We start from the raw sequence: 21,520 nt of genomic DNA on the forward strand, positions 1-21,520 counted from the left end.
TACCGTGCCGGGAGGAGGTCACACCATGGCAGACACGAAGACCGAGAAGTCCGGCAGCTCCAGCAGCAAGAACGGGGCGGCGAAGGCGGGCGTCAAGACCACCCGCCAGCAGAACGCGGAGAAGGGGTTCACGGCATCCCCGACCCTCGCGGCGAACCTGCAGGCCGTGCTCGTCGATCTGCTCGAACTATCGCTGCAGGGCAAGCAGGCGCACTGGAACGTCGTCGGACGTAACTTCCGCGACACCCACCGTCAGCTCGACGAGATCATCGAGGACGCCCGGACGTTCAGCGACACCATCGCGGAGCGCATGCGCGCGCTGCACGCCGTCCCCGACGGCCGCAGCGCCACGATCGCGAAGACGACCACGCTGCCGGAGTTCCCGACCGGCGAGGTGTCCACCACGGAGACCATCGACCTCGTCACCGCGCGCCTCGAGGCCGCGGTCGGGACGATGCGCGACGTGCACGACGCCGTCGACGAAGAGGACCCGACGTCCGCCGATCTGCTGCACGCCGTCATCGAGCGGCTGGAGCAGTTCGCCTGGATGGTGAGCGCGGAGAACCGCAGCCCCGCCGGTCGCTGATCGACCCGCTGTCGGACCGCCGCCCTCCTCGCGCTCACGCCGCCGGGGGCGGCGGTCCGTCGTGTGACCGCGCCCGGGATCGGGCGCGCCGCAGCAGGCCGGGCAGCGCCATCCACAGTCCGACGACGAGCACGAGGGACGCGATGAGCGCGACGATCCCGGCGGTACGGCTGACCGTGAAGTCGACGATGAGGGTCGTGACGCCGATCGTGAGGGCGCCGATCACGAACAGATCGATCTTCACCAACCGCGCCGCCGTCCGGACGAGCTCGGGCTTCAGCCGGCTGCCGAACAGAGCCCGGTGGATGCCGACGGGGGCGAGGGCGAGGATCGTCGCGAGAGCGGCGAGGGCCACGAGCACGACGTACAGGTCGCGCTGGAACTCGTCCATATCGGTGAAGCGCGGCTGGAACGCGACCGCCAGAAGGAAGCCGGTGAGGATCTGCGTGCCGGTCTGCATGACCCGCAGCTCCTGCAGCAGCTCCTCCCAGTTGCGGTCCGCGCGCTCATTCGGGGTCTCGTCGCGACCGTCATCGCGGTCGTCGCGCTCGTCCGCGTCGCCACGGGGTTCTGCTCTCATGGCGATAGTCTCGTGGGCACGATCCGCCGCTGTCCAGGACCTTGCGCGGCCCGGCGGACAGGCCTCAGGAAAGGACCCCGGATGACGCTGCCCCCGATCGACGAATGGTGGCCGGAGCTGTCCGACGAGGCGCGCCGAGCGGTCATCGGCAGCGGCTCGCGGCACCTCGACGAGGACGTCCGCGAGGAGATCCGGGAGATCACCGGAGCGGTGGTCGGGATGATCGAGTCGCTGTCCGACGACGACCTCGCGTACGCCCGAGACCACGCGCCCGCGGAGGAGTGAGGCGTCAGCCCTCCGGCCGCTCGGCCGTCTCCTCGCGCAGCCGCGGCTCCGTGCGGCGCTCCGGACGCACGCCGTGCTTGTCGGCGTAGAACGCGCGGATCCGGTCCATGTCGGCGGCCACGTCTCCCGTGAGGTCGATCGTCGGCCCGAGGCCGGTCGTCATGGTGTGGCGGTCGACGAAGCCGAGGGTGACCGGCATGCCGGTGGCACGCGCGATCCGGTAGAAGCCGCTCTTCCAGTACTCGTTGCCGCCGCGGGTGCCGTCGGGGGTGACGACGAGGCCGAACACGGTCCCGGCGTGCACCTGCTCCACGACCTCGCCGACGATGCGCGCCGGGTCCGCCCGGTCGACGGCGATGCCGCCGAGGCCGCGCATGATCGGGCCGCGCCAGCCGCGGAACAGGCTCTTCTTACCCAGCCAGTGGACCTCGATGCCCAGCCGCCAGGCGATCGCGAGCATGAGCACGAAGTCCCAGTTCGAGGTGTGCGGGGCGCCGATCAGGACGGTCGGACGCGTGGGGGCGGCGTCGGCGACGAGGGTCCACCGGCTGACGGCCCAGTACACGCGGGCGAGGAATCGTCGGAGCATCCGTCCAGATTAAGGGGAGCGGCCTATCGATCGCCTGGCGGGCCGGCCGCGGAGGCGTGCGTGAGCGCCGCGGTGAGTGCGGGATCCAGCCCGGGGACGTCCTCGACGGGGACGGCGAGCGCGAGCAGTGCCCTGCTGAAGTAGTTGCGCGCCGCCGCCGCCAGGGTGATGTCCACGATCTGCCGGTCGCTGAACCCGGCCTCGCGCAGCTCCTGCGTCTCCGCATCGGCCATCGCCGACGGATCGGTCGACAGGCGTGCGGCGAAGCGGATCACGACCTGCTCCTGCTCCGTGAAACCGCTGTCGTCTCCGGCGGCGAAGGCGGCGAGTCCTTCCTCGTCGACGACTCCGGCGCGGAGGGAGCGGCGGCCGTGGGCGAGCAGACAGTGCGCGGATCCGAGGGCCCGCGCCGCCCCGAGGGTCGCGGCCTCGTACACGCGGACGCCGATCGACGGGACGACCGCACGGACGAGCGCCTCGAACGCGGCGTGGGCTTCGGGGTTCACGGCCATGGCCCTGGTGTGTGCGAACACGATGCCGTCGTCGGCGAGGTCGCTCTCGTACATCGCGGCGACGTGGCCGGTCGCGGTGGCCCGCTCGGGAGGGTGGATGATCATGGCGCCTCCTCGGCTCCGGGGGCGCGGCGAGGGTGCGCACCCCCTCGCCGGGAACGATACGCCGCTCTCGGGTCGGAGAGAAGAGCGTGCGGCGCCCGGTGCTCCTGGCAGGCGTACGATCGAGGGATGACCGAATCGAAGCAGGAGAACACCGGGCAGGACGCGCCGCTCGGGCTGCAGCCGCTGCCGGGTGCGATCGAGCTGCTCGACGGCGATGCCGCCGGCTACTGCAGCAACGGCGTCTGCCACATCCCCGCCCCCAAGGAGCGGTGAGCAGCAGACGCCGTCGGTGTCTCTGCGCGGTCAGTGACCGCCGTGCGCCGCATCGCCGATGTCGTCGGCGGGCTTGCGCACCAGCGGGCTGAGCGCGACCGCCGCGAGCGAGATGATCGCCGCGATGAGGAACGCCGTCCGCGCACCGGGGGCACCCGCCACCGCCCGCGAGAGGCCCTCGTCCTCCCCGGCGTGCAGGATGGCCGAGTACGTGACCGTGAGCAGCGCGACACCGGCCGCGCCGCCGACCTGCTGCAGCGTGTTCAGCACCGCGGAGCCGTGCGAGTACAGCGAGCGGTGCAGCGACCCCAGCGACGAGGAGAACAGCGGCGTGAACGACATCGCGAGGCCGACCGACATGGCCGCCTGCACGACGATCAGCAGCCACCACACGGTGTGCTCGCCGACCGTCGAGTAGAAGAAGAGCGAGGCCGAGACGAGGATCGTGCCGGGGATGAGCAGCGGTCGGGTGCCCTTCGCGTCGTACACGCGACCCATGATCGGTCCGAGGAGGCCCATCAGCACCGAACCGGGGAGCAGGATGAGGCCCGACTCCAGAGCGCTGAGTCCGGCGACGTTCTGCAGGTACTGCGGCAGCAGCGTGAGCGTGCCGAACATCGACAGGGCCAGGATCGTCATGATGATGACGGCCAGCGAGAAGTTCGCCGAACGGAACACGCGCAGGTCGAGCAGCGCGTCGTCCACCCGCTGCAGCACGAGCTGGCGCCAGACGAAGAGCGCGAGCGAGACGGCGCCGACGACCAGGGCGATGACGCCGGTCGTGCCGCCCGCACCGCCTTCACCGCCGAACTGGCTGAGGCCGAAGACGATGCCGCCGAAACCCAGCGCCGCGAGCGGGATGGACAGCACGTCGAGCGGAGCCTTGCGGGTCTCGCCGAGGTTCGTCATCCACTTCGCACCCATGCCGAGCGAGATCAGGGCGATGGGCAGCACGATCGCGAACAGCGCGCGCCAGTTGAACGCGTCGAGCACGGCGCCCGCGAGCGTCGGGCCGATGGCGGGCGCGAGCGAGATGACGAGGCCGACACGGCCCATCATGCGGCCGCGCGACTGCGCCGGCACGACGTTCATGATCGTCGTCATCAGCAGCGGCATCATGATGCCGGTGCCCGCCGCCTGGATCACGCGGCCCGCGAGCAGCACGGAGAAGCCGGGCGCCACGAGCGCCACGAGCGTGCCGAGCGAGAAGGCCGTCATCGCGGCGATGAAGACCTGCCGCGTCGTGAAGCGCTGCAGGATGAAGCCGGTGGTCGGGATGACCACCGCCATGGTGAGCATGAACGCGCTCGTCAGCCACTGCCCGAGCTCGGGCGGGATGCCGAGATCGGTGTTCAGGTGCGGGATCGCGATGCCCATCGTCGTCTCGTTGAGGATGGCGACGAAGGCGGCGACGAGCAGCAGCCAGATGACCCGCATGTCCTTGCGGGGGATGCCCCCGCTCGATGCGGGGGGCGTCGTGATGGAGCCGGTATCGACGGCAGACATGGGCGGCCTCCAGGGCATCGGAGAGAAGAGGGAGGTGCGAGAGTTCGCGAGAGTCATTCAGCGTAACGGGTCGAGCGGACATTTCATTCCGAAATCTGAGATATCGCTGAACGCCGCGGGAACGGAGCCCGTGTCCTCGGGGGTGACTACGCTGGCGCCATGAGCATGGGCGGGATGGGCGGTGGTCCGCGGGGCGGTTTCCGCGGCGTGGACGAGGACGCCCAGCGTCGGCTCAACGCGGAGGCTCCGAAGATCGACGGCCTCGGCACCAGGGTCGTCGCCCTGTTCAGCGCCTACCGGTGGCGCATCCTCTTCACCGGTGTCCTCGTGGTGCTCGGCGCCGGCATCGCGGTCATCCCGCCGCTCCTCGTGCAGCGCATCTTCGACGACGCGCTGTTCCCCGTCGACGGCGGCGGCCCCCACCTCTCGCTGCTCGGCGTGCTCGTCGGCGCGATGGTCGGCCTCTTCCTCTTCTCGGCGGTCCTCGGAGTCGCACAGACCTGGCTCACGGCGACGGTCGGCAACAGCGTCACGGGCGATCTCCGGGTGCGGCTGTTCGAGCACCTGCAGGCCATGGAGCTCGGCTTCTTCACCCGCACGAAGACCGGCGTGATCCAGTCCCGGCTGCAGAACGACGTCGGCGGCGTCTCCGGCGTGCTGACGAACACCGTCACCAGCATCCTCGGCAACGCCGTCACGGTGATCGCCTCGCTCGTGGCGATGATCCTCATCGACTGGCGCCTGACCCTCATCGCCGTCGTGCTCATGCCGTTCCTCGTGCTCGTGCAGCGACGCGTGGGACAGGTGCGGGCACGCATCGCGGGGGAGACCCAGGAGTCGCTGTCCGAGCTGACCTCGATCACCCAGGAGACCCTGAGCGTCTCGGGCATGCTGCTGTCCAAGGCGTTCAACCGCCAGCGCACCGAGTCCGAGCGCTACCAGCAGGAGAACCGCAACCAGGTGCGCCTCCAGGTGCGCCGGGCCATGAGCGGTCAGGGCTTCTTCGCGGTCGTCCAGGTCATCATGGCGAGCGTCCCCGCCGTCATCTACCTCGTCTCCGGATACCTCATCGCGGGCGGGACGGGAGCGATCACCGCGGGGACGATCGTGGCCTTCACGACGGTCCAGGCGCGGCTGCTCATGCCGCTCATGGGGCTCATGCGGGTCTCGCTCGACCTGCAGACCTCGTCCGCGCTCTTCGCCCGCATCTTCGAGTACCTCGACCTCGTCCCCGAGATCACCGACGCCCCCGATGCTATCGCCGTGGCGCAGGCGCCGGGTCCGCGCGGACGCATCGAGTTCCAGGACGTCGTGTTCCGGTATCCGGATGCCGCGGCCGATTCGCGTCCCACGCTGCACGGGGTCTCCTTCGTGGCCGAGCCCGGGCAGCACGTCGCCTTCGTCGGGCCCTCCGGCGCGGGCAAGACCACGATCCTCTACCTCGCGCCTCGACTGTACGAGGCCAAGGGCGGCGCGGTGCTGTTCGCGGGGGCGGACGTGCGCACCCTCACGCAGGAGTCGATCATCGACGATGTGGGCATCGTCTCCCAGGAGACCTACCTGTTCCACGCGACGATCCGGGAGAACCTCCGCTACGCGAAGCCCGATGCGACGGACGAGGACCTGGTCGCCGCCTGCACCGCGGCCAACATCCACCACATCATCGCGGGCTTCGAGAAGGGCTACGACACGGTCGTGGGGGAGCGCGGGTACCGGCTCTCCGGTGGCGAGAAGCAGCGCATCGCCATCGCGCGCGTGCTGCTGAAGGACCCGCCGGTGCTCCTGCTCGACGAGGCGACCTCCGCCCTGGACACCGTGTCCGAGCGCGTGGTGCAGGAGGCCCTCGACGAGGCGGCGAAGGGGCGCACCACCCTGTCGATCGCGCACCGCCTGTCGACGGTCATGGGGGCGGACGTCATCCATGTGCTGGAGGCCGGGCGCATCGTGGAGTCCGGCACCCACGCCGAGCTCCTCGCGCAGGGCGGCCTCTACGCCGAGCTGGCGGCGCAGCAGGTGGCCGCGTCGCGCGTGCTGGACGCCGAGATCGAAGCGGAGGCCGAGGAGGAGGCCGCGATCCGCGGGGGCGTCGGAGAAGGAGTCGACGCTGGTCTCGCCGAGCGCCGTGCCGACCGTGAGCCGGAGGACTCCGCCGCAGCCGATGCCGTCGTGGCGCTGACGACGGGCGTCCCGCTGCCGACGGCATCGAGTGCCGATGCGCGGCCGCGCCCGACCGACGGGTGACGACCGCGAGGCTCAGTGGACGGAGAGCCCGCCGTCGATGAACAGCGACTGGCCGGTGACGTAGGCCGAACCCGGACCGGCGAGGAAGACCGCGGCTGCGGCGAAGTCCTCGGGGAGGCCGTTGCGTCCGATCATCGTCCGGGCCGCGAGGGCCGCGATCGTCGCGGAGTCCTCCTGCAGGCGGGCGTTCAGGGGTGTGAGGACGAATCCCGGGACGAGGGAGTTGCTCGTCACACCGGTGCCGCCCCAGGCCTCGGCCTCCGAGCGCATGAGCGACTCGACCGCGCCCTTGGAGGCGCCGTAGACCCCGCTGCCCACGAATGCCCGGTGCGCCTGCTGCGAGCTGATGTGGATCAGTCGCCCGTAGCCGCGCGCCGCCATGCCCTGCGCCCAGCGCTGACCGAGGAGGAACGGGGCGAGCGCGTTGACGGTCATCGTGGCGTCCCAGTCCGCCTCGGTGATCTCGGCGTAGGGCGGACGGATGTTGATGCCGGCGGAGTTGACGAGGATGTCCGGCTCGCCGAAGGGGACGGCTGCGGCCTCCGCGACCGCATGGATGCCCTCGCGCGTGCTCAGATCGCCGACCACGCCCGCGGCCCGGCACCCCTGCGCGGTCAGCTCCTCGACGGTCTCGGCGATGCGCTCCGCGCCGCGGGCGACGATCACCGTGGCCGCGCCGGCCCGGGCGAGCGCCGTCGCGATGCCGCGACCGATGCCCGAGCTGCCGCCGGTCACGACCGCGGTGCGGCCGTCGAGTGCGAAGAGCGAGGAGAGGTAGTCGGTCATGCGGGGGTCCTTTCGGCGGGGCTCACCACGCGAGGGCGTCGGCGAGGGTGGGGTCGGGGCGGGCGTCGGCGAACTCGGGAAGGGCACGCAGCTCGGCCAGGAACGCGGAGACGTCCGCCGCATAGGCGGGATCGGGGTGGGTGTCCGCGATCTTCCGGAGCGGAGCGACGTCCATCGCGAGGATGAGGTCGAGCCGTGCGGTCACGGCGGCATGCGCGCCCGCCTCCTGCAGGACGCGGATCCCGCCGCGGAGCGCAGCGAGGTAGTCGCGGAGCACGGGGAGCTGCGCCTTGCTCTGGGTGATCGAGGTGCCGTCCGCTCGGACGCGCCAGCGCGCCACGACGTCGGGCAGCACATCGAAGGTGCGCGCCCTGGTGTACATCGTCTGCGCGACGACCTGGTCCTCGTAGGCCACACCTTCCGGGAATCTCAGGTCGGACCACATCTCCGTGCGGCTCACCTTGGACCACGCGACGATGTTCGACACCGCCTGCGGGTGCTCTGCGAGGGTGGTGCCGAGGCGGGCCGGAGAGGTCGCCGCGGCCACCCAGGGCTGTACGCGGCCGGGCACGTATCCTCGCCCCTGGGGACGCAGCCGCACGTAGGCGCCGGCGGCGAAGTCGCTCTCGGTGCGCTCGAGCGTGCCCACGAGCGTCGCCAGCGCGTCCGGCATCAGCTCGTCATCCGCGTCGAGGAAACCGGTGAAGGGCGTGTCGACCCGTGCGAGGCCGACATTGCGCGCGGCGCCGAGCCCGACGGAGGCCTCATGCCGGATCACGGTGAAGCGGGCGTCCCTCGCGGCGGCGTCGGCGAAGATCGCTCCCGTGTCGTCGGTGGAGCCGTCGTCGATGAGGAGGGCACGCCACCGCTCGTCCGTCTGCGCGCGGAGGGAGTCGAGGGCGGCGGGGGCGAACGCGGCGATGTCGCGTCCTGGCACGATCAGCGTCACGATCGGGGTGGGGGCGGTCACTCCGCCGAGTCTAGAGCCGTCCGTCAGCCGCGGACGGCGGCGACCGCCTCCGCGAGCAGTGCGGCGAGGCGCTCGGGAGCATCCGCCGGGAGGGCCGTGCGCCCGAAGGTGAACCGCACGGCCGTCTGAGCGACCTCGGGGGCGATGCCGCACGCGAGCAGCACGGGGGAGGGCTCGTCGCTGCCGGTCGCGCAGGCGGAGCCGCTGGACGAGATCACCCCGCGGCGCTCCAGCTCCAGCAGCACCGCCTCGCCGCTCACGCCGGAGATCGTGAAGCTCGCCGTCGCGGGCAGACGCTGCGTGGAATGCCCCGTCAGCGCGGCCACGGGCACACGTCGCTGCACCTCGACGATGAAACGCGTCGTCGTGGCCGCCACCCTGGTCGCCGTGTCTTCGCGCTCCCGCTCGGCGAGCTCCAACGCCGTCGCCAGGCCCACCGCTCCCGCGACGTCGACGGTGCCGGACCGCCGTCCACGCTCCTGACCGCCGCCGTGCAGGAGCGGTTCCAGAGGGAGGCGGCCGCGGACGATGAGCGCCCCGGTGCCCTTGGGAGCGCCGAGCTTGTGCCCGGCGATCGATACGGCGTCGGCATCCAGATCATGCAGGGGCAGCCAGCCGGCCGACTGCACGGCGTCGACATGGAGGGGCACGCGGCGGGCGCGGACGACCTCGCGGAGCGCGGCGATGTCCTGGACGGTGCCGATCTCGTTGTTCGCGTGCCCGACGGACACGATGGCCGTGTCGTCGGTGAGCACCGTGTCGAGGGCGTCCGGCCCGATCCGCCCGGTCCCGTCCACCGCGGGCATCGCCACCGTCACCCCGTGGAAGCGCGCGAGGTACGCCGCCGACTCCCGGATCGACTCGTGCTCGATGGGGGACACCACGACGCGCCGCCGCCCGGAGGCGAGCGCTGCCAGCGTGATCCCCTTCACGGCGAGGTTGTTCGCCTCCGTGCCGCCGCCGGTGAAGACGACGTCGCCCGCCCGCACCCCGAAGACGCGGGCGACCCTGGCGCGGGCATCCTCCAGCGCGCGCGCTGCCGTCTCGCCCGCGGTGTGGTGGCTGGCGGGGTTGCCGAACACCTCGGTGAGGAAGGGCTCCATGGCCGCCCGTACCTCGGGGCGTACCGGCGAGGTCGCGGCGTGATCGAGGTACAGCACGAGACTCAACCGATCCGGAGGTCGAGTCCGAGGTCCAGCGCCCGCGCGGAGTGCGTGAGGGCTCCGACCGAGATCACGTCCACCCCGGTGTCGGCGATGGCGCGGACGGTGGTCAGGTCGACGCCGCCCGAGGCCTCCACGGTGGCGCGCTCGCCGATGAGGGCCACGCCGGCGCGCAGATCGTCGAGGGAGAAGTTGTCCAGCAGCACGGTGTGCGCACCGCCGTCGAGCACCGCCGGGATCTGGTCGAGACGGTCGACCTCGACGACCACGTGGGCGGTGTGCGGCAGCCGCGAGAGTGCCTCGCGAAGAGCCGTCGCGAGGTCGAGCCCGGACCGCTGGAGCACCGCGAGGTGGTTGTCCTTCGCCATGACCGCGTCGGAGAGGGAGTACCGGTGGTTCCGGCCGCCGCCTGACACCACGGCGTGCCGCTCGAACGCCCGCAGTCCTGGCGTCGTCTTGCGGGTGTCTGCGATGCGCGCCCGCGTCCCCTCCACTTCGCGGACATAGGCGGCGGTGAGGGTCGCGATGCCCGACATCCGCTGCACGAAGTTCAGGGCGACACGCTCGGCGGTGAGGAGCGTGCGGGCCGGCCCTGTCACGGTGGCCAGCACGTCGGAGGCGGTGAAGGCATCGCCGTCGCCCACGTGCAGGTCGACGACGACATCGGGATCGGTGAGGAGGAACGCGGTGGCGAAGACCTCACCGCCGCTGAAGATCCCGTCCTCGCGGGCGACGAGGTCGGCCGTGGCCGTCGTCTCCGCGGGGAGCAGGGTGGTGCTGGTGAGGTCGCCCCACGGGGCGTCCTCCTCGAGTGCGGCTCCGACGACGCGGTGCAGGGTGGCGCGGGTGAGCATCAGGCGGTCTCCAGGATCGGTGCGTGTTCCGCCCTCGGCTCGGCGGGGACGGGGTCGTCGCGGTGGTGGGCGCCGACCGAGACGGGGCGGGCAAGGGCGGCACGGATGGTGGCGTCGGCGACCTGCAGCAGGTTCCGGTCCTCGTGCGCGCGGGCGTCGGAGGGGGGAGGCGTCTCGACGGTCCATCCGCGCACGATCCGGAGCGCGCGCTGCAGGCCCGATCCGGTCCGGTGCAGGCCGACCTCGTCCCACAGCAACCGCTGCAGCCCGGCGCGGTCGAACGGGGGGAGAGGCTCCGGTGCGACATCCGCGTCCGCCGAGTCGGTCGGCGACGGACGCGGGGTGATGTCGACGGCAGTGGCCCACGATCCGTCCAGGGCGGCGGCGGCCCTGGCACCGAACACGGCGCCTTCGAGGAGTGAGTTGGAGGCGAGCCGATTGGCTCCGTGCACCCCCGTGCGGGCGGTCTCACCGACGGCGTAGAGCCCCGGGATCGTGGTCCGTCCGTGGCGATCGGTGACGACGCCGCCCATGAGGTAGTGGGCGGCGGGCGTCACCGGCAGCGGCTCCCTGGACCAGTCGAAACCGCGAGCACGTGTCACTCGGTCGATGGTGGGAAAGCGGCGGGCGAGCGCGTCCGCCCCCAGCGCCGTCGCATCGAGGTGCACGGGCGCCCCCTGCCGGGCGGCCTGTCGGGCGATGGCCCGCGCGACGACATCCCTCGGCGCGAGCTCCCCGTCCGGGTGGCTGTCGAACACGAACCGTCGCCCTTCGTGGTCGCGGAGCACGGCACCCTCGCCGCGGATGGCTTCGGAGAGCAGGAAGACCGGGGTGCCGGGAAGCGCGGTCGGGTGGAACTGCACGAACTCCAGGTCGGCGACGGCGGCGCCGGCGCGCAGGGCCGCCGCGATGCCATCGCCGGTCGCCTCCGCCGGGTTGGTCGTGTGCGCGTAGAGCTGCCCCGCCCCGCCCGTCGCGAGGATCACGGCGTCGGCCCGGATCTCGGCCGTGTCCCCGTCGCGGAGGACCGTGATCCCACGGACCCGGTCCTCCTCGACGACGAGGTCGAGGAGCATCGTCCCCTCGCAGACGGCGATGGACGCACGGCGAACGGCGGCGCATAGCGCGGCGGAGATCGCGGCGCCGGTGGCGTCGCCTCCGGCGTGCAGGATGCGGGCATGAGTATGCGCCGCCTCGCGCCCGCGGGCGAGAGCGCCGCCCGGAGTCCGGTCGAAGGCGACGCCGCGGGCGAGGAGCTCGGCGGTCCGGGCCGCGCCGTCCGCCACGAGCGCGTCGACCGCGGCCGGATCGCACAGACCCCCTCCGGCGCTGATCGTGTCGGCGGCGTGCGTGGCCGGTCCATCTCCCGGCCCGTAGCTGCCGGCCACACCGCCCTGCGCGAGAGGCGTGCATCCGCCCCCGAGGTCGCCCTTCGTCACGACGGTCACCGTGTGCCCGGCCTCGTGAGCGTGCAGCACGGCGGTGAGGCCGGCGATGCCGGAGCCGACGACGACGACGTTCATCGTGCCCCGGCGGCCACCGGCGGCTTGGCGGCCAGCATCCGCTCGAGCGCGAGGCGAGCCGGGTCGGCGACATCGGGGGAGACCGTGATGCGGTTCGGTGTGCGGCCGGCGACCAGCTCCTCCAGGACCCACGCGAGATAGCCCGGGTGGATGCGGTACATGGTCGAGCACGGGCAGACGACCGGGTCGAGGCAGAAGATCCGGTGCTGCGGGTACTGCGCGGCCAGGCGGCGCACGAGGTTGATCTCGGTACCGACGGCGAAGGTCGTCGGCTCCGTCGCCTCGGCGATGGCGCGGCGGATGTACTCGGTGGATCCCGCCTCGTCGGCCGCGTCGACGACCTCCATCGGGCACTCCGGGTGCACGATCACGCGGACTCCCGGGTGCTCGGCCCGAGCCTGGTCGATCTGCGCCACGGTGAAGCGCCGGTGCACGGAGCAGAACCCGTGCCAGAGGATCACCTGCGCGTCGACGAGCTCCTCCGCGGTGGAGCCGCCCAGCGCTCGCCGCGGGTTCCACATCGGCATCCGGTCGAGGGGCACCCCCATGGCCTTCGCGGTGTTGCGTCCCAGATGCTGATCGGGGAAGAAGAGCACCCGGCGGCCGCGGGCGAACGCCCACTCCAGTACCGTGGCGGCGTTGGACGAGGTGCACACGATGCCGCCGTGTCGCCCGACGAAGCCCTTGATCGCCGCTGAGGAGTTCATGTAGGTGACGGGGATCACCGGCACGCGGCCGTCGGCGTCCGGGGTGTCGAGGTCGCCCAGCACGTCGGCGAGCTGCTCCCAGCACTCCTCGACCTGGTCGATGTCGGCCATATCCGCCATCGAGCACCCCGCGGCGAGGTTCGGCAGGATCACCGCCTGGTCGGGCTGGGAGAGGAGGTCGGCGGTCTCGGCCATGAAGTGCACACCGCAGAAGACGATCGCCTCCGCATCCGGCCGCATCGTGGCGGCGGTGGCGAGCTGGAACGAGTCGCCCACCTCGTCCGCATGGGCCACCACCTCCTCGCGCTGATAGAAGTGCCCGAGGATCACCACCCTGTCTCCGAGCGTGGCCTTCGCCGCCTCGATGCGTCGGTGGAGCTCCGCCTCGCCGGCCTCGCGGTAGGCCCCGGGGAGCTCTCCCTGCCGGGGAGCCCCGGTGGGGATGACATCACCCATGGAGGAGCCGGGTCCGTAGCCGGGGCGTGTGTCGAAGTCCCAGGGTCCGACGGCGAGGTCGGTCGTGCAGGTGGCGTCGGTGGAGACCCCGCCGACGATGGCCTGGATCGCGTGGTCGACGGACGGGTCCGCAGGGGGGACCGCGGGCGTCGGGACGAAGGTGATGCTCATCGGGTTCTCGTTTCCTCGGGGCGGAGCGGACCGCGGTCGGCCAGCTCGAGATCGGTGTCGTCGCGGTACAGGCGGGCCGGGCGATGACTGCCCGTCCGGAAGCGGTCGGTGCGGGTCAGGTTGCCGGCGGACTCGACCTGCCGCCGGAAGTTCGCGGGGTCGAGCGCGCGCCCCAGGATCGACTCGTAGGCTTCCCGGAGCTCGGCGAGCGTGAACTCGGCGGGCAGGAAGCCCTGGGCCACACGGCTGTATCCGACCTTGTTCCGCAGGCGCCAGAGCGCGTACTCGATGATCTCGCGATGATCGAAGGCGAGCGCCGGCAGGTCGTCGGCAGCGAACCATTCCACGTTCTCCGGCGCGCGGCCCGAGGCCCGGTGCGCGGTGATCTGGGCCTCGACGTCGTCCTGGCGGAGCAGGGCCCAGTACACGATCGAGACGACCCGCGTGGGGGAGCGGTCGACGGCGCCGAAGGCGTAGAGCTGCTCCAGGTAGGTGGGGGCGAGGCCGGTCGTCTCGGCGAGCGTGCGGGCCGCGGCATCGACCGGCGACTCCTCGGGGGTGAGCCACCCGCCGGGGAGCGCCCACCGCTCCGCGAACGGCTCGCGGGTGCGGCGGACGAGGGGGAGCGCGAGCACGGGCGGACCATCGTCACCGCGGCGCAGCGTGAGGATCACCGTCGAGACGGCGACGCGGATGTCCGCACTTCGAGTCATAGGCACCTTAACCTCCGGATTCGATCTTAGTGTCATCGGGACTTTTAGTGCGCGCAGATGACGAACGAACGCGTCGAGTCCGAAACGTTATCTCCTCCCCGCGGGAAGGCTTGTCCCCCCGGGGTGGGTTTGTTAGGTTACTGTCCTAACAAACCCCTTCGAGAGTGGCCACCGGCCGCCTCCCGGGGTTCCCGTGAACCCCGCCCGGGGTTCGGCTCCAACCGGAGAATCCCTCCTGCAGTGCAGCACCGAGAGGAAATGAAGAATGATCCGTAACGGAAAGCGCAAGATCGCGCTCACGGCGGTCGCGGGGGCCTCGGTCCTCGTCCTGGGCCTGACGGCCTGCGGCGGCGGCGGTAGCGATGACGGAGGCGGCGACGCGTCCAGCGACCGCGCCCTCCGCGTCTGGGCCGGCAGCACGACGCCGATCACCACGAACTACAACCCCTTCGCCCCGAACGTGCTCCATGGCGCACTCGGCCCGATCTACGAGCCCCTGTTCTTCTACAACAAGACCAAGGACGAGGAGCCCATCGGCCTCATCGGCGAGTCCTTCGAGTACAACGAGGACGGCACGCAGATCACGGTGAAGATCAAGTCCGACTTGAAGTGGAGCGACGGCGAGCCGCTCACGGCCGCGGACGTGGCCTTCACCTTCCTGTACGAGGCGAACAACCCCGAGGGCAATCAGCTGGTCTCCGCGGAGGCCACCGACGACACCACGGTCGTGCTCACCTACGGCATCGCGCAGTACACCACGGAGTTCCAGCGGATGGGCTCGAGCTACATCCTCCCCGAGCACATCTGGAAGGACGTCGACGACTTCGCGAACTTCACGAACGAGGAGCCGGTCGGGTCGGGCCCGTACGTCGTGGACAAGACCACGAGCGAGTCCTACACGCTGGTCGCCAACGAGAACTACCGTGGTGCCGACGAGCTGGCCATCAAGAAGGTCCAGTACATCGCGGTCGACAACAACCAGACCGCGCAGGATCTCGTGACGGCGGGCGAGCTCGACTGGACCGGCATGTTCATCCCGAACCCGGATGACGCGACCGCCAGCGGCAAGATCGAGTGGATCAACACTCCGCAGGACCCGACGGTGCTCTACACGTGCTCGAACGCCGAGCTCGGCTGCACGGGTCCGCAGACGGACGTGGCCGTCCGGCAGGCGCTGAACGTCGCCGTCGACCGGGCCACCATCAAGGACAAGGCGTTCGTCGGTCTCACCGCCGACGTCTCGCCCGCCTACACGCTGCTCCCGCGCGATGAGAAGTGGCTCACGGACGACGCGTACGAGGTCAGCCCGCAGGAGGCCAATGTCGAGGAGGCCGCGTCCATCCTCGAGGCCGCCGGCTACACCAAGGGCTCGTCGGGCATCTACGAGAAGGACGGCGCTCCCGTCGAGCTCAGCCTGATCTCGGTCGACGGCTGGACGGACTACAACGACGCCGCGAAGCTCATCGCCGAGCAGGCCGAGGCCGCGGGCATCAAGATCACCGCGTCGACCGTGCAGTGGCAGGAGTTCGTCGACGCCCGTCAGTCCGGCGAGTTCCAGCTGATCGTCGGCGGCGTGGTCGGCACGACCATCGCCGACCCGTTCCAGATCTACCGCGACTGGTTCGGCGGCACCGAGGTGCAGTCCACCAGCCCGGTCGGCACCGAGATCCCCCCGGGGCGCTGGAACTTCAGCCGCTACAACAACCCCACCGTCGATGCGGCCATCCAGCAGGCCATCAGCACCGAGGACGAGGCCGAGCGCAAGGAGCTCTACGCCACCATCCAGGACGCGATCGTCAACGACGTGCCCTACATCCCGCTCGTGATCAACGCCACGCAGACCTTCTACAACACGAAGGACTACACCGGCTGGCCGACCGAGGAGAACCTCTACGCGTTCCCGCCGTCCTGGGGCGCCATCGCTGCCGGATACGTGCTGACGCAGATCAAGCCCGCCGGCTGAGTGACGAAAGGAGCAGGGGAAGCAGGAAGTCAGGACGAGTGACATGAAGTTCTATGCACGAAGGATCGGGTTCTACGCGTTCACGCTGTGGGCTGCGATCTCCATCAACTTCCTGCTTCCCCGGCTCATGCCGGGGGATCCCGCCGACATCATGATCGCCAAGATGCAGCGGGCCGGCGGAGAGGTCTCCGAGACCACCATCCGCAACATCAAGCTCCTGCTCGGCGGCGACGATGCGTCCCTCTGGGAGCAGTACCTCGCCTACTGGGGACGCATGCTCCGCGGCGATCTCGGGGTGTCGGTGACCAAGTTCCCCACCCCGGTGGCCGAGCTGATCGCCGGCGCCCTGCCCTGGACGCTGGTGCTCGTCGGCACCGCGACGGTCATCTCCTTCCTGCTCGGCGTCGTGCTCGGCGCCTGGGCCGGGTGGAAGCGCGGTACCTGGGTCGACCACCTGATCCCGGCAACCACCGTGCTGCAGTCCATCCCGTACTTCTGGCTCGCGCTCGTCCTGATCGCCGTCTTCGCGGTCGGGCTCGGCTGGTTCCCGATGTTCGGCGGCTACGACGTCTTCGACTTCCCGGAGGGCCCGGAACCGACGTGGGCGTTCTTCACCGACGCCGTGGCGCACTCGCTCCTTCCCGCGATCACGATCGTGATCAGCTCCGTGGGGGGCTGGATGTTCGGCATGCGCAACATGATGGTCTCCACGCTCGCCGAGGACTACGTCCTCACCGCTGAGGCCAAGGGACTGCGGCCGCGGCGCATCATGACGACGTACGCGGCCCGCAACGCGGCCATCCCGTCGATCGCGGGCTTCTCGATCACCCTCGGGTTCGTCGTGGCCGGCTCCATCGTCATGGAGCAGGTTTTCACCTACCCGGGCGTCGGCAAGCTCATGTTCCAGGCCGTCACCAACAACGACTACGCGCTGATGCAGGGACTGTTCCTCGTGATCACCCTCACGGTGCTCGTCGCCAACTTCTTCATGGACCTCGTCTATGGCTTCATCGACCCGAGGGCTCGCCAGAATGTCTGACACGAAGAACCCGCTCCTCGTGGAGGAGCCTCCCACCGTCGCCCCCGAGGGCACCGTCGCCCTGGCCACGCAGCGTCAGGAGCGCCGGCGCCGCCGGATCCTGCCCAGCACGTCGCCGAAGTTCATCGTCGGGTCCGTCCTCGTGCTCGCCATCGTGCTCTTCGCGATCATCGCGCCGTTCTTCACGCAGAACCCGCGCAGCACCGACAACCCCGCCCTCGCCGCGCCCTCGGCGGAGCACTGGCTGGGCACGACCAAGCTCGGCAACGACGTGCTCGCTCAGCTCGCCGTCGGGGCGCAGGGGTCGCTGCTCATCGGCGTCACGGCCGGCGGCATCGCCATCGTGCTCTCGCTCCTCTTCGGTGTCCTGGCCGGGTACCTCGGCGGCTGGCGGGAGGACGTCCTCGCTCTCCTGACGAACGTCATGATCGTGATCCCCGGACTGCCGCTGGTCATGGTGATCGCGTCGTTCGTGCCGCAGCGCAGCTGGCAGCTCGTGGCCTTCGTCCTGGGCATCACCTCCTGGGCCGGAGCGGCGTACGTGCTGCGGCTGCAGACCCGCTCGCTCCGCACCCGCGATTACGTGTACGCGTCGAAGGTGGCGGGGGAGAAGTCCCTCCGGGTGATCCTCGTCGAGATCATGCCGAACCTGCTCCCGCTGCTGACCGCGCAGTTCCTCTTCGCGATCATCTTCGCCATCCTCGGCGAGGCGGGGCTGTCGTATCTCGGTCTCGGTCCGAACTCCTCGATCACCTGGGGCTCGATCCTCAACGACGCCCAGTCCGGTCAGGCCCTCGGTCGCGGTGCCTGGTGGTGGTTCGTGCCGCCGGGCATCATGATCGCGATCCTCGGCGCGGGACTCGCGCTGATCAACTTCGCCATCGACGAGGTCATCAACCCGAAGCTGCGCAACGCGCCCGATGCGGCCCGTCGTCTGCGCAAGGTCGCGAAGGAGAAGGGGGTCACCGCATGAGCGACGCCGTGCTCACCGCCAGGAACGTCTCGATCGAGTACGAGGTCGACCCGCCCGTCAAAGCCGTCCGCGACGTCTCGCTGACGCTCCACCGCGGCGAGATCCTCGGACTCGCGGGGGAGTCGGGCTGCGGCAAGACGACCCTCGCGTACGGGATGAACCGGCTGCTCAAGGCGCCGGCGCTGATGACCGACGGCGAGATCGTGTTCCACGACCGCGACGGCCACGACATCGACGTCGTCGGACTCGACGGGGACGGGCTGCGCGCTTTCCGCTGGGACAAGATCTCGATGGTCTTCCAGGGGGCGATGAACTCCCTCAACCCCGTCATCTCGGTCCGCGCGCAGATCTTCGACATCTTCGACACCCACCGCCCCGGAATGTCGAAGAAGGCCAAGCAGGAGCGCGCGGAGGAGCTGCTCACGCTCGTCGGCGTCGACCCCGGCCGGCTGACGAGCTTCCCGCACGAGCTCTCCGGCGGCATGCGCCAGCGCATGATGATCGCGATGGCGCTCGCGCTCGACCCGCAGGTCATGATCATGGACGAGCCCACCACGGCGCTCGACGTGGTCGTGCAGCGCGGCATCATCCGGGAGATCATGCGCCTGCGCGAGAAGCTCGGCTTCGCCGTCATCTTCATCACGCACGATCTGCCCATGCTGATCGAGATCAGCGACCGCATCGCGGTCATGCTGCAGGGCCGGATCGTCGAGCAGGGCACCGCGGCCGAGATCTACCGCAACCCGCAGCACGAGTACACCCAGCGGCTGCTGTCGAGCTTCCCGTCCCTCACGGGCGAGCGGGGCGACTTCGTCCGCAGTGGCAGCGTCAACCAGGAGGTCATCCGATGAGCGTGGACGGGACGAGGCGCGGCGGCACCCTCGAGGCGAGGAACCTCGTGAAGGACTTCCACCTGCGCTCGGGGTTCCGCACCAGCGTGCTGCACGCGGTGAAGGACGTGTCGTTCACGCTGGAGGCCGGGCGGACCACGGCGCTCGTCGGCGAGTCCGGGTCGGGCAAGTCGACCATCGCCCGGATGCTGATGAAGCTGGAGACGCCGACCTCGGGAAGCATCCTCCTCGACGGCGAGGAGTCCGGCACGCGGGGGTCGGCCCTCGAGCGCTACCGGTCGGACGTGCAGATGGTCTTCCAGGACCCGTTCGCCTCACTCAACCCGTTCCACACGATCGTGCACCACCTGGAGCGTCCGATCCGGTTGCACCACCCCAAGCTCGACAGCCGCGAGGTGCGGGCGCGGGCGATCGAGCTGCTGGAGCGCGTGCGGCTCACTCCGGGCGAGAGCTTCGCCGAACGGCGCCCGCACGAGCTCTCCGGCGGACAGCGGCAGCGTGTGGCGATCGCGCGGGCCCTGGCCCCCGGCGCCCGGTTCATCGTGGCCGACGAGCCGGTGTCGATGCTCGACGTGTCGATCCGGCTCGGCGTGCTCAACCTGCTCGCCGAGCTGCAGCGCGAGGAGAACCTCGGCGTCCTCTACATCACGCACGACCTCGCGACCGCGCGGCACTTCTCCGACGACATCATGGTCCTCTTCCAGGGCGACGTCGTGGAGCGGGGAACGGCCGACGAGGTGATCCTGAACCCGCAGCACGAGTACACCAGGACGCTTCTGGCGGCGGCCCCCGAACCGGAGAACCTCGGCAGGCTCCGTGACGAGGTCAGAGCGGAGCTCGCGCTGGGCTCCTGAGCGGGCGGGGGAGACCGCTAGACTGAATCCACAATCGAAGACAGGCCGAACGACCGACGCGGGAGAGCCCCGGCGCACGCAGCCGGGCACCGAAGGAGCAAGCCTCCCCGCCAATCTCTCAGGTACGCGTACCGCGGAGGTCCGGCCGCTCTGAAAAGCGATCCCGAGCACCGGGGGATCCGCCGACGGTGAAAGCCCAGCGCTCGCGCGGGCGAAGCTCTCAGGCCCATGACAGAGGGGGAGTTCCCAGGGACGACGTCGTCGTCCCGCCCGACCCAGCCCGGGAGAACTCCATGTCCGACCCCCGCTACACCCCGTTGCGCGAGCGCCATGAGGCGCTCGGCGCTTCCTTCACCGATTTCGGCGGCTGGCAGATGCCTGTTCGCTACACGTCCGACCTCGCCGAGCACCACGCGGTGCGCCAGGCGGCGGGCATCTTCGACATCTCGCACATGGCCGAGTTCACGGTCCGCGGCACCGGCGCGGCGGCCTTCCTCGACTACGCCCTCGCCGGGCGGCTGTCGGCGCTCGCGGTCGGCAAGGCGAAGTACTCCCTGCTGCTGACGCCCGAGGGCGGCATCGTCGACGATGTGATCGTCTACCGCCTGGCCGACGACGACTTCCTCATCATCTCCAACGCGGGCAACCGCGACGCGGTGCGTCAGGCACTCACCGCGCGGGTCGCGGACGCGGACGCGGGCCCCGTGGAGGTCGCCGACGTCTCGGACGACTACGCGCTGATCGCCGTGCAGGGCCCGCGGGCCGAGGAGATCCTCGCCGCGACGGCGGGCATCGCCGACGTCAGCGTCTCCTGGGCGGAGCAGAAGTACTACGCGTGGGCGACCGCGTCGTTCGCCGGGGAGCCGCTGCTCCTCGCCCGCACCGGCTACACCGGGGAGGACGGCTTCGAGCTCCTCGTCCCGGCCGCCCACGCGACCGCGCTGTGGGACGCCGTCCTCGACGCCGGCGCGCCGCACGGGCTCGTCCCCGCCGGCCTCGCCGCGCGCGACACCCTCCGCCTGGAGGCGGGCATGCCGCTGTACGGCCACGAGCTCAGCCTCGACACCGCACCCGCCCAGGCCGGCCTCGGCCGGGTCGTGGTCGTCGCGAAGGACCGTTTCGTCGGCAAGGACGCTCCGGCGCCCGCCGACGATGCCCGCATCCTCGTCGGACTGACGGCCGAAGGACGACGCGCCGGCCGCGCCGGCTACGCGGTCGTCGACGCCGACGGCACCCCGATCGGAGAGATCACCAGCGGCGCCCTGAGCCCGACGCTCGGCCATCCCATCGCGATGGCGTACGTCGACCCTTCTTCCGCGGGAGAGGGAACCGCAGTATTCCTTGATGTGCGGGGGACCCGTATCCCCGCGACCGTGACCGCCCTGCCTTTCTACCGGAGGACAAAATGACCGACCTCAGCGCACTCCGCTACACCGACGAGCACGAATGGATCGCCGGTGACGGCGACACCGTGACGATCGGCATCACCGACTACGCCGCCGAGAAGCTGGGGGATGTCGTCTTCGTCGAGCTCCCCGCCGTCGGTACCGAGCTGACCGCCGGCTCCGTCGTCGGCGAGATCGAGTCCACCAAGTCGGTCGGGGAGCTCTACGCCCCGGTCGCCGGCACGGTCGTCGAGATCAACGACGCCGTCGTCGACGACCCCTCGCTCGTCAACGCCGAGCCGTTCGAGGGCGGCTGGCTGCTCAAGGTGTCCGTCGCTGCCGGCGCGCTGGACGGACTGCTGGACCGCGACGCCTACGTCGCACTCACGGAGGGCTGATCCGGAAGTGGTTGCATTCGCCGATCGTCACATCGGA

22 protein-coding genes and 1 riboswitch are annotated in these 21,520 nt (G+C 70.6%); of the genes, 11 read left to right on the forward strand and 11 right to left on the reverse strand.

The annotated features are described in order from the left end of the window. Positions 1 to 25: 25 nt before the first annotated feature. Positions 26 to 586 (forward strand): Dps family protein, encoded by a 561-nt coding sequence (locus tag KZC57_RS15000; protein WP_247642103.1) that lies wholly within the window; start codon positions 26 to 28, stop codon positions 584 to 586. Between the two features lie 34 nt (positions 587 to 620). Here the strand turns inward: KZC57_RS15000 and KZC57_RS15005 are convergent, their stop codons facing one another. Next, on the reverse strand, positions 621 to 1,166 hold the full coding sequence (locus KZC57_RS15005; RefSeq protein WP_105949495.1) for a DUF6328 family protein: 546 nt from the start codon (positions 1,164 to 1,166) through the stop codon (positions 621 to 623). A gap of 81 nt (positions 1,167 to 1,247) precedes the next feature. Between KZC57_RS15005 and KZC57_RS15010 the strand changes: the two genes are divergently transcribed. Beyond that, the gene (locus tag KZC57_RS15010; RefSeq protein WP_025102919.1) at positions 1,248 to 1,451 is read left to right on the forward strand and encodes a hypothetical protein; all 204 of its coding nucleotides are present in this window, start codon (positions 1,248 to 1,250) and stop codon (positions 1,449 to 1,451) included. 4 nt (positions 1,452 to 1,455) lie between these two features. Here the strand turns inward: KZC57_RS15010 and KZC57_RS15015 are convergent, their stop codons facing one another. Together KZC57_RS15015 and KZC57_RS15020 are read right to left on the reverse strand one after the other, a co-directional pair. Continuing rightward, positions 1,456 to 2,040 carry a 1-acyl-sn-glycerol-3-phosphate acyltransferase gene (locus tag KZC57_RS15015; protein ID WP_060921358.1) on the reverse strand — a complete coding sequence of 195 codons (585 nt, stop codon included), beginning with the start codon at positions 2,038 to 2,040 and terminating at the stop codon, positions 1,456 to 1,458. Positions 2,041 to 2,063: 23 nt separating this feature from the next. Beyond that, positions 2,064 to 2,657: a carboxymuconolactone decarboxylase family protein gene (locus KZC57_RS15020; RefSeq protein ID WP_247642104.1), complete on the reverse strand. Its 594-nt coding sequence runs from the start codon at positions 2,655 to 2,657 to the stop codon at positions 2,064 to 2,066. Between the two features lie 126 nt (positions 2,658 to 2,783). Between KZC57_RS15020 and KZC57_RS15025 the strand changes: the two genes are divergently transcribed. Continuing rightward, the gene (locus KZC57_RS15025; protein ID WP_167627859.1) at positions 2,784 to 2,930 is read left to right on the forward strand and encodes a hypothetical protein; all 147 of its coding nucleotides are present in this window, start codon (positions 2,784 to 2,786) and stop codon (positions 2,928 to 2,930) included. 30 nt (positions 2,931 to 2,960) lie between these two features. On the opposite strand, the gene KZC57_RS15030 is transcribed toward KZC57_RS15025, so the two are convergent. Further along, a complete protein-coding gene (locus KZC57_RS15030) occupies positions 2,961 to 4,436 on the reverse strand; it encodes an MDR family MFS transporter (RefSeq protein ID WP_105949497.1) in 1,476 nt (491 codons plus the stop codon). 165 nt (positions 4,437 to 4,601) lie between these two features. Between KZC57_RS15030 and KZC57_RS15035 the strand changes: the two genes are divergently transcribed. Next, complete coding sequence (locus KZC57_RS15035) at positions 4,602 to 6,677, forward strand: ABC transporter ATP-binding protein (RefSeq protein ID WP_247642192.1); 2,076 nt, start codon at positions 4,602 to 4,604, stop codon at positions 6,675 to 6,677. Positions 6,678 to 6,689: 12 nt separating this feature from the next. Here the strand turns inward: KZC57_RS15035 and KZC57_RS15040 are convergent, their stop codons facing one another. From KZC57_RS15040 to KZC57_RS15070, 7 genes are read right to left on the reverse strand one after another with little or no spacing between them, the layout of a single operon-like run. Continuing rightward, positions 6,690 to 7,463, reverse strand: a complete 774-nt coding sequence (locus KZC57_RS15040) for an SDR family NAD(P)-dependent oxidoreductase (protein WP_247642105.1) — start codon at positions 7,461 to 7,463, stop codon at positions 6,690 to 6,692. A gap of 22 nt (positions 7,464 to 7,485) precedes the next feature. Beyond that, positions 7,486 to 8,433 (reverse strand): glycosyltransferase family 2 protein, encoded by a 948-nt coding sequence (locus KZC57_RS15045; protein ID WP_247642106.1) that lies wholly within the window; start codon positions 8,431 to 8,433, stop codon positions 7,486 to 7,488. A gap of 23 nt (positions 8,434 to 8,456) precedes the next feature. Beyond that, entirely contained in the window at positions 8,457 to 9,593 is a 1,137-nt protein-coding gene (locus KZC57_RS15050) for a cysteine desulfurase family protein (RefSeq protein WP_247642107.1), read from the reverse strand. A gap of 5 nt (positions 9,594 to 9,598) precedes the next feature. Next, entirely contained in the window at positions 9,599 to 10,450 is an 852-nt protein-coding gene (nadC, locus tag KZC57_RS15055) for a carboxylating nicotinate-nucleotide diphosphorylase (RefSeq protein WP_247642108.1), read from the reverse strand. Then, positions 10,450 to 11,973: an L-aspartate oxidase gene (gene nadB, locus KZC57_RS15060; protein ID WP_247642109.1), complete on the reverse strand. Its 1,524-nt coding sequence runs from the start codon at positions 11,971 to 11,973 to the stop codon at positions 10,450 to 10,452. Before nadB ends, nadC begins: the two co-directional genes overlap by 1 nt. Further along, a complete protein-coding gene (gene nadA / locus KZC57_RS15065) occupies positions 11,970 to 13,307 on the reverse strand; it encodes a quinolinate synthase NadA (RefSeq protein WP_060923236.1) in 1,338 nt (445 codons plus the stop codon). Before nadA ends, nadB begins: the two co-directional genes overlap by 4 nt. Beyond that, positions 13,304 to 14,020: an NUDIX domain-containing protein gene (locus tag KZC57_RS15070; RefSeq protein WP_060923235.1), complete on the reverse strand. Its 717-nt coding sequence runs from the start codon at positions 14,018 to 14,020 to the stop codon at positions 13,304 to 13,306. The genes nadA and KZC57_RS15070 overlap by 4 nt, the downstream gene beginning before the upstream one ends. Before the next feature lie 265 nt (positions 14,021 to 14,285). Between KZC57_RS15070 and KZC57_RS15075 the strand changes: the two genes are divergently transcribed. The 7 genes from KZC57_RS15075 to gcvH all read left to right on the forward strand — a co-directional run bounded on the left by KZC57_RS15075 (position 14,286) and on the right by gcvH (position 21,483). Continuing rightward, positions 14,286 to 15,983, forward strand: coding sequence for an ABC transporter substrate-binding protein (locus KZC57_RS15075; RefSeq protein WP_247642110.1), 1,698 nt, complete (start codon positions 14,286 to 14,288; stop codon positions 15,981 to 15,983). A gap of 43 nt (positions 15,984 to 16,026) precedes the next feature. Then, positions 16,027 to 17,022 (forward strand): ABC transporter permease, encoded by a 996-nt coding sequence (locus tag KZC57_RS15080; RefSeq protein WP_060923233.1) that lies wholly within the window; start codon positions 16,027 to 16,029, stop codon positions 17,020 to 17,022. Then, on the forward strand, positions 17,015 to 17,995 hold the full coding sequence (locus KZC57_RS15085) for an ABC transporter permease (RefSeq protein WP_247642111.1): 981 nt from the start codon (positions 17,015 to 17,017) through the stop codon (positions 17,993 to 17,995). Before KZC57_RS15080 ends, KZC57_RS15085 begins: the two co-directional genes overlap by 8 nt. After that, positions 17,992 to 18,846, forward strand: a complete 855-nt coding sequence (locus KZC57_RS15090; RefSeq protein ID WP_060923231.1) for an ABC transporter ATP-binding protein — start codon at positions 17,992 to 17,994, stop codon at positions 18,844 to 18,846. Before KZC57_RS15085 ends, KZC57_RS15090 begins: the two co-directional genes overlap by 4 nt. Then, complete coding sequence (locus KZC57_RS15095) at positions 18,843 to 19,700, forward strand: ABC transporter ATP-binding protein (RefSeq protein WP_105949505.1); 858 nt, start codon at positions 18,843 to 18,845, stop codon at positions 19,698 to 19,700. Before KZC57_RS15090 ends, KZC57_RS15095 begins: the two co-directional genes overlap by 4 nt. A 49-nt stretch (positions 19,701 to 19,749) precedes the next feature. Next, positions 19,750 to 19,844, forward strand: a riboswitch (glycine riboswitch). A 149-nt stretch (positions 19,845 to 19,993) separates the two neighbouring features. Then, entirely contained in the window at positions 19,994 to 21,109 is a 1,116-nt protein-coding gene (gcvT, locus tag KZC57_RS15100) for a glycine cleavage system aminomethyltransferase GcvT (protein ID WP_247642112.1), read from the forward strand. Next, the gene (gene gcvH / locus KZC57_RS15105) at positions 21,106 to 21,483 is read left to right on the forward strand and encodes a glycine cleavage system protein GcvH (RefSeq protein WP_060923660.1); all 378 of its coding nucleotides are present in this window, start codon (positions 21,106 to 21,108) and stop codon (positions 21,481 to 21,483) included. The genes gcvT and gcvH overlap by 4 nt, the downstream gene beginning before the upstream one ends. The last annotated feature ends 37 nt before the right edge of the window (positions 21,484 to 21,520 follow it).

The organism is Microbacterium sp. KSW4-4 (assembly GCF_023091185.1).
GTDB classification, from domain to species: domain Bacteria; phylum Actinomycetota; class Actinomycetes; order Actinomycetales; family Microbacteriaceae; genus Microbacterium; species Microbacterium paraoxydans.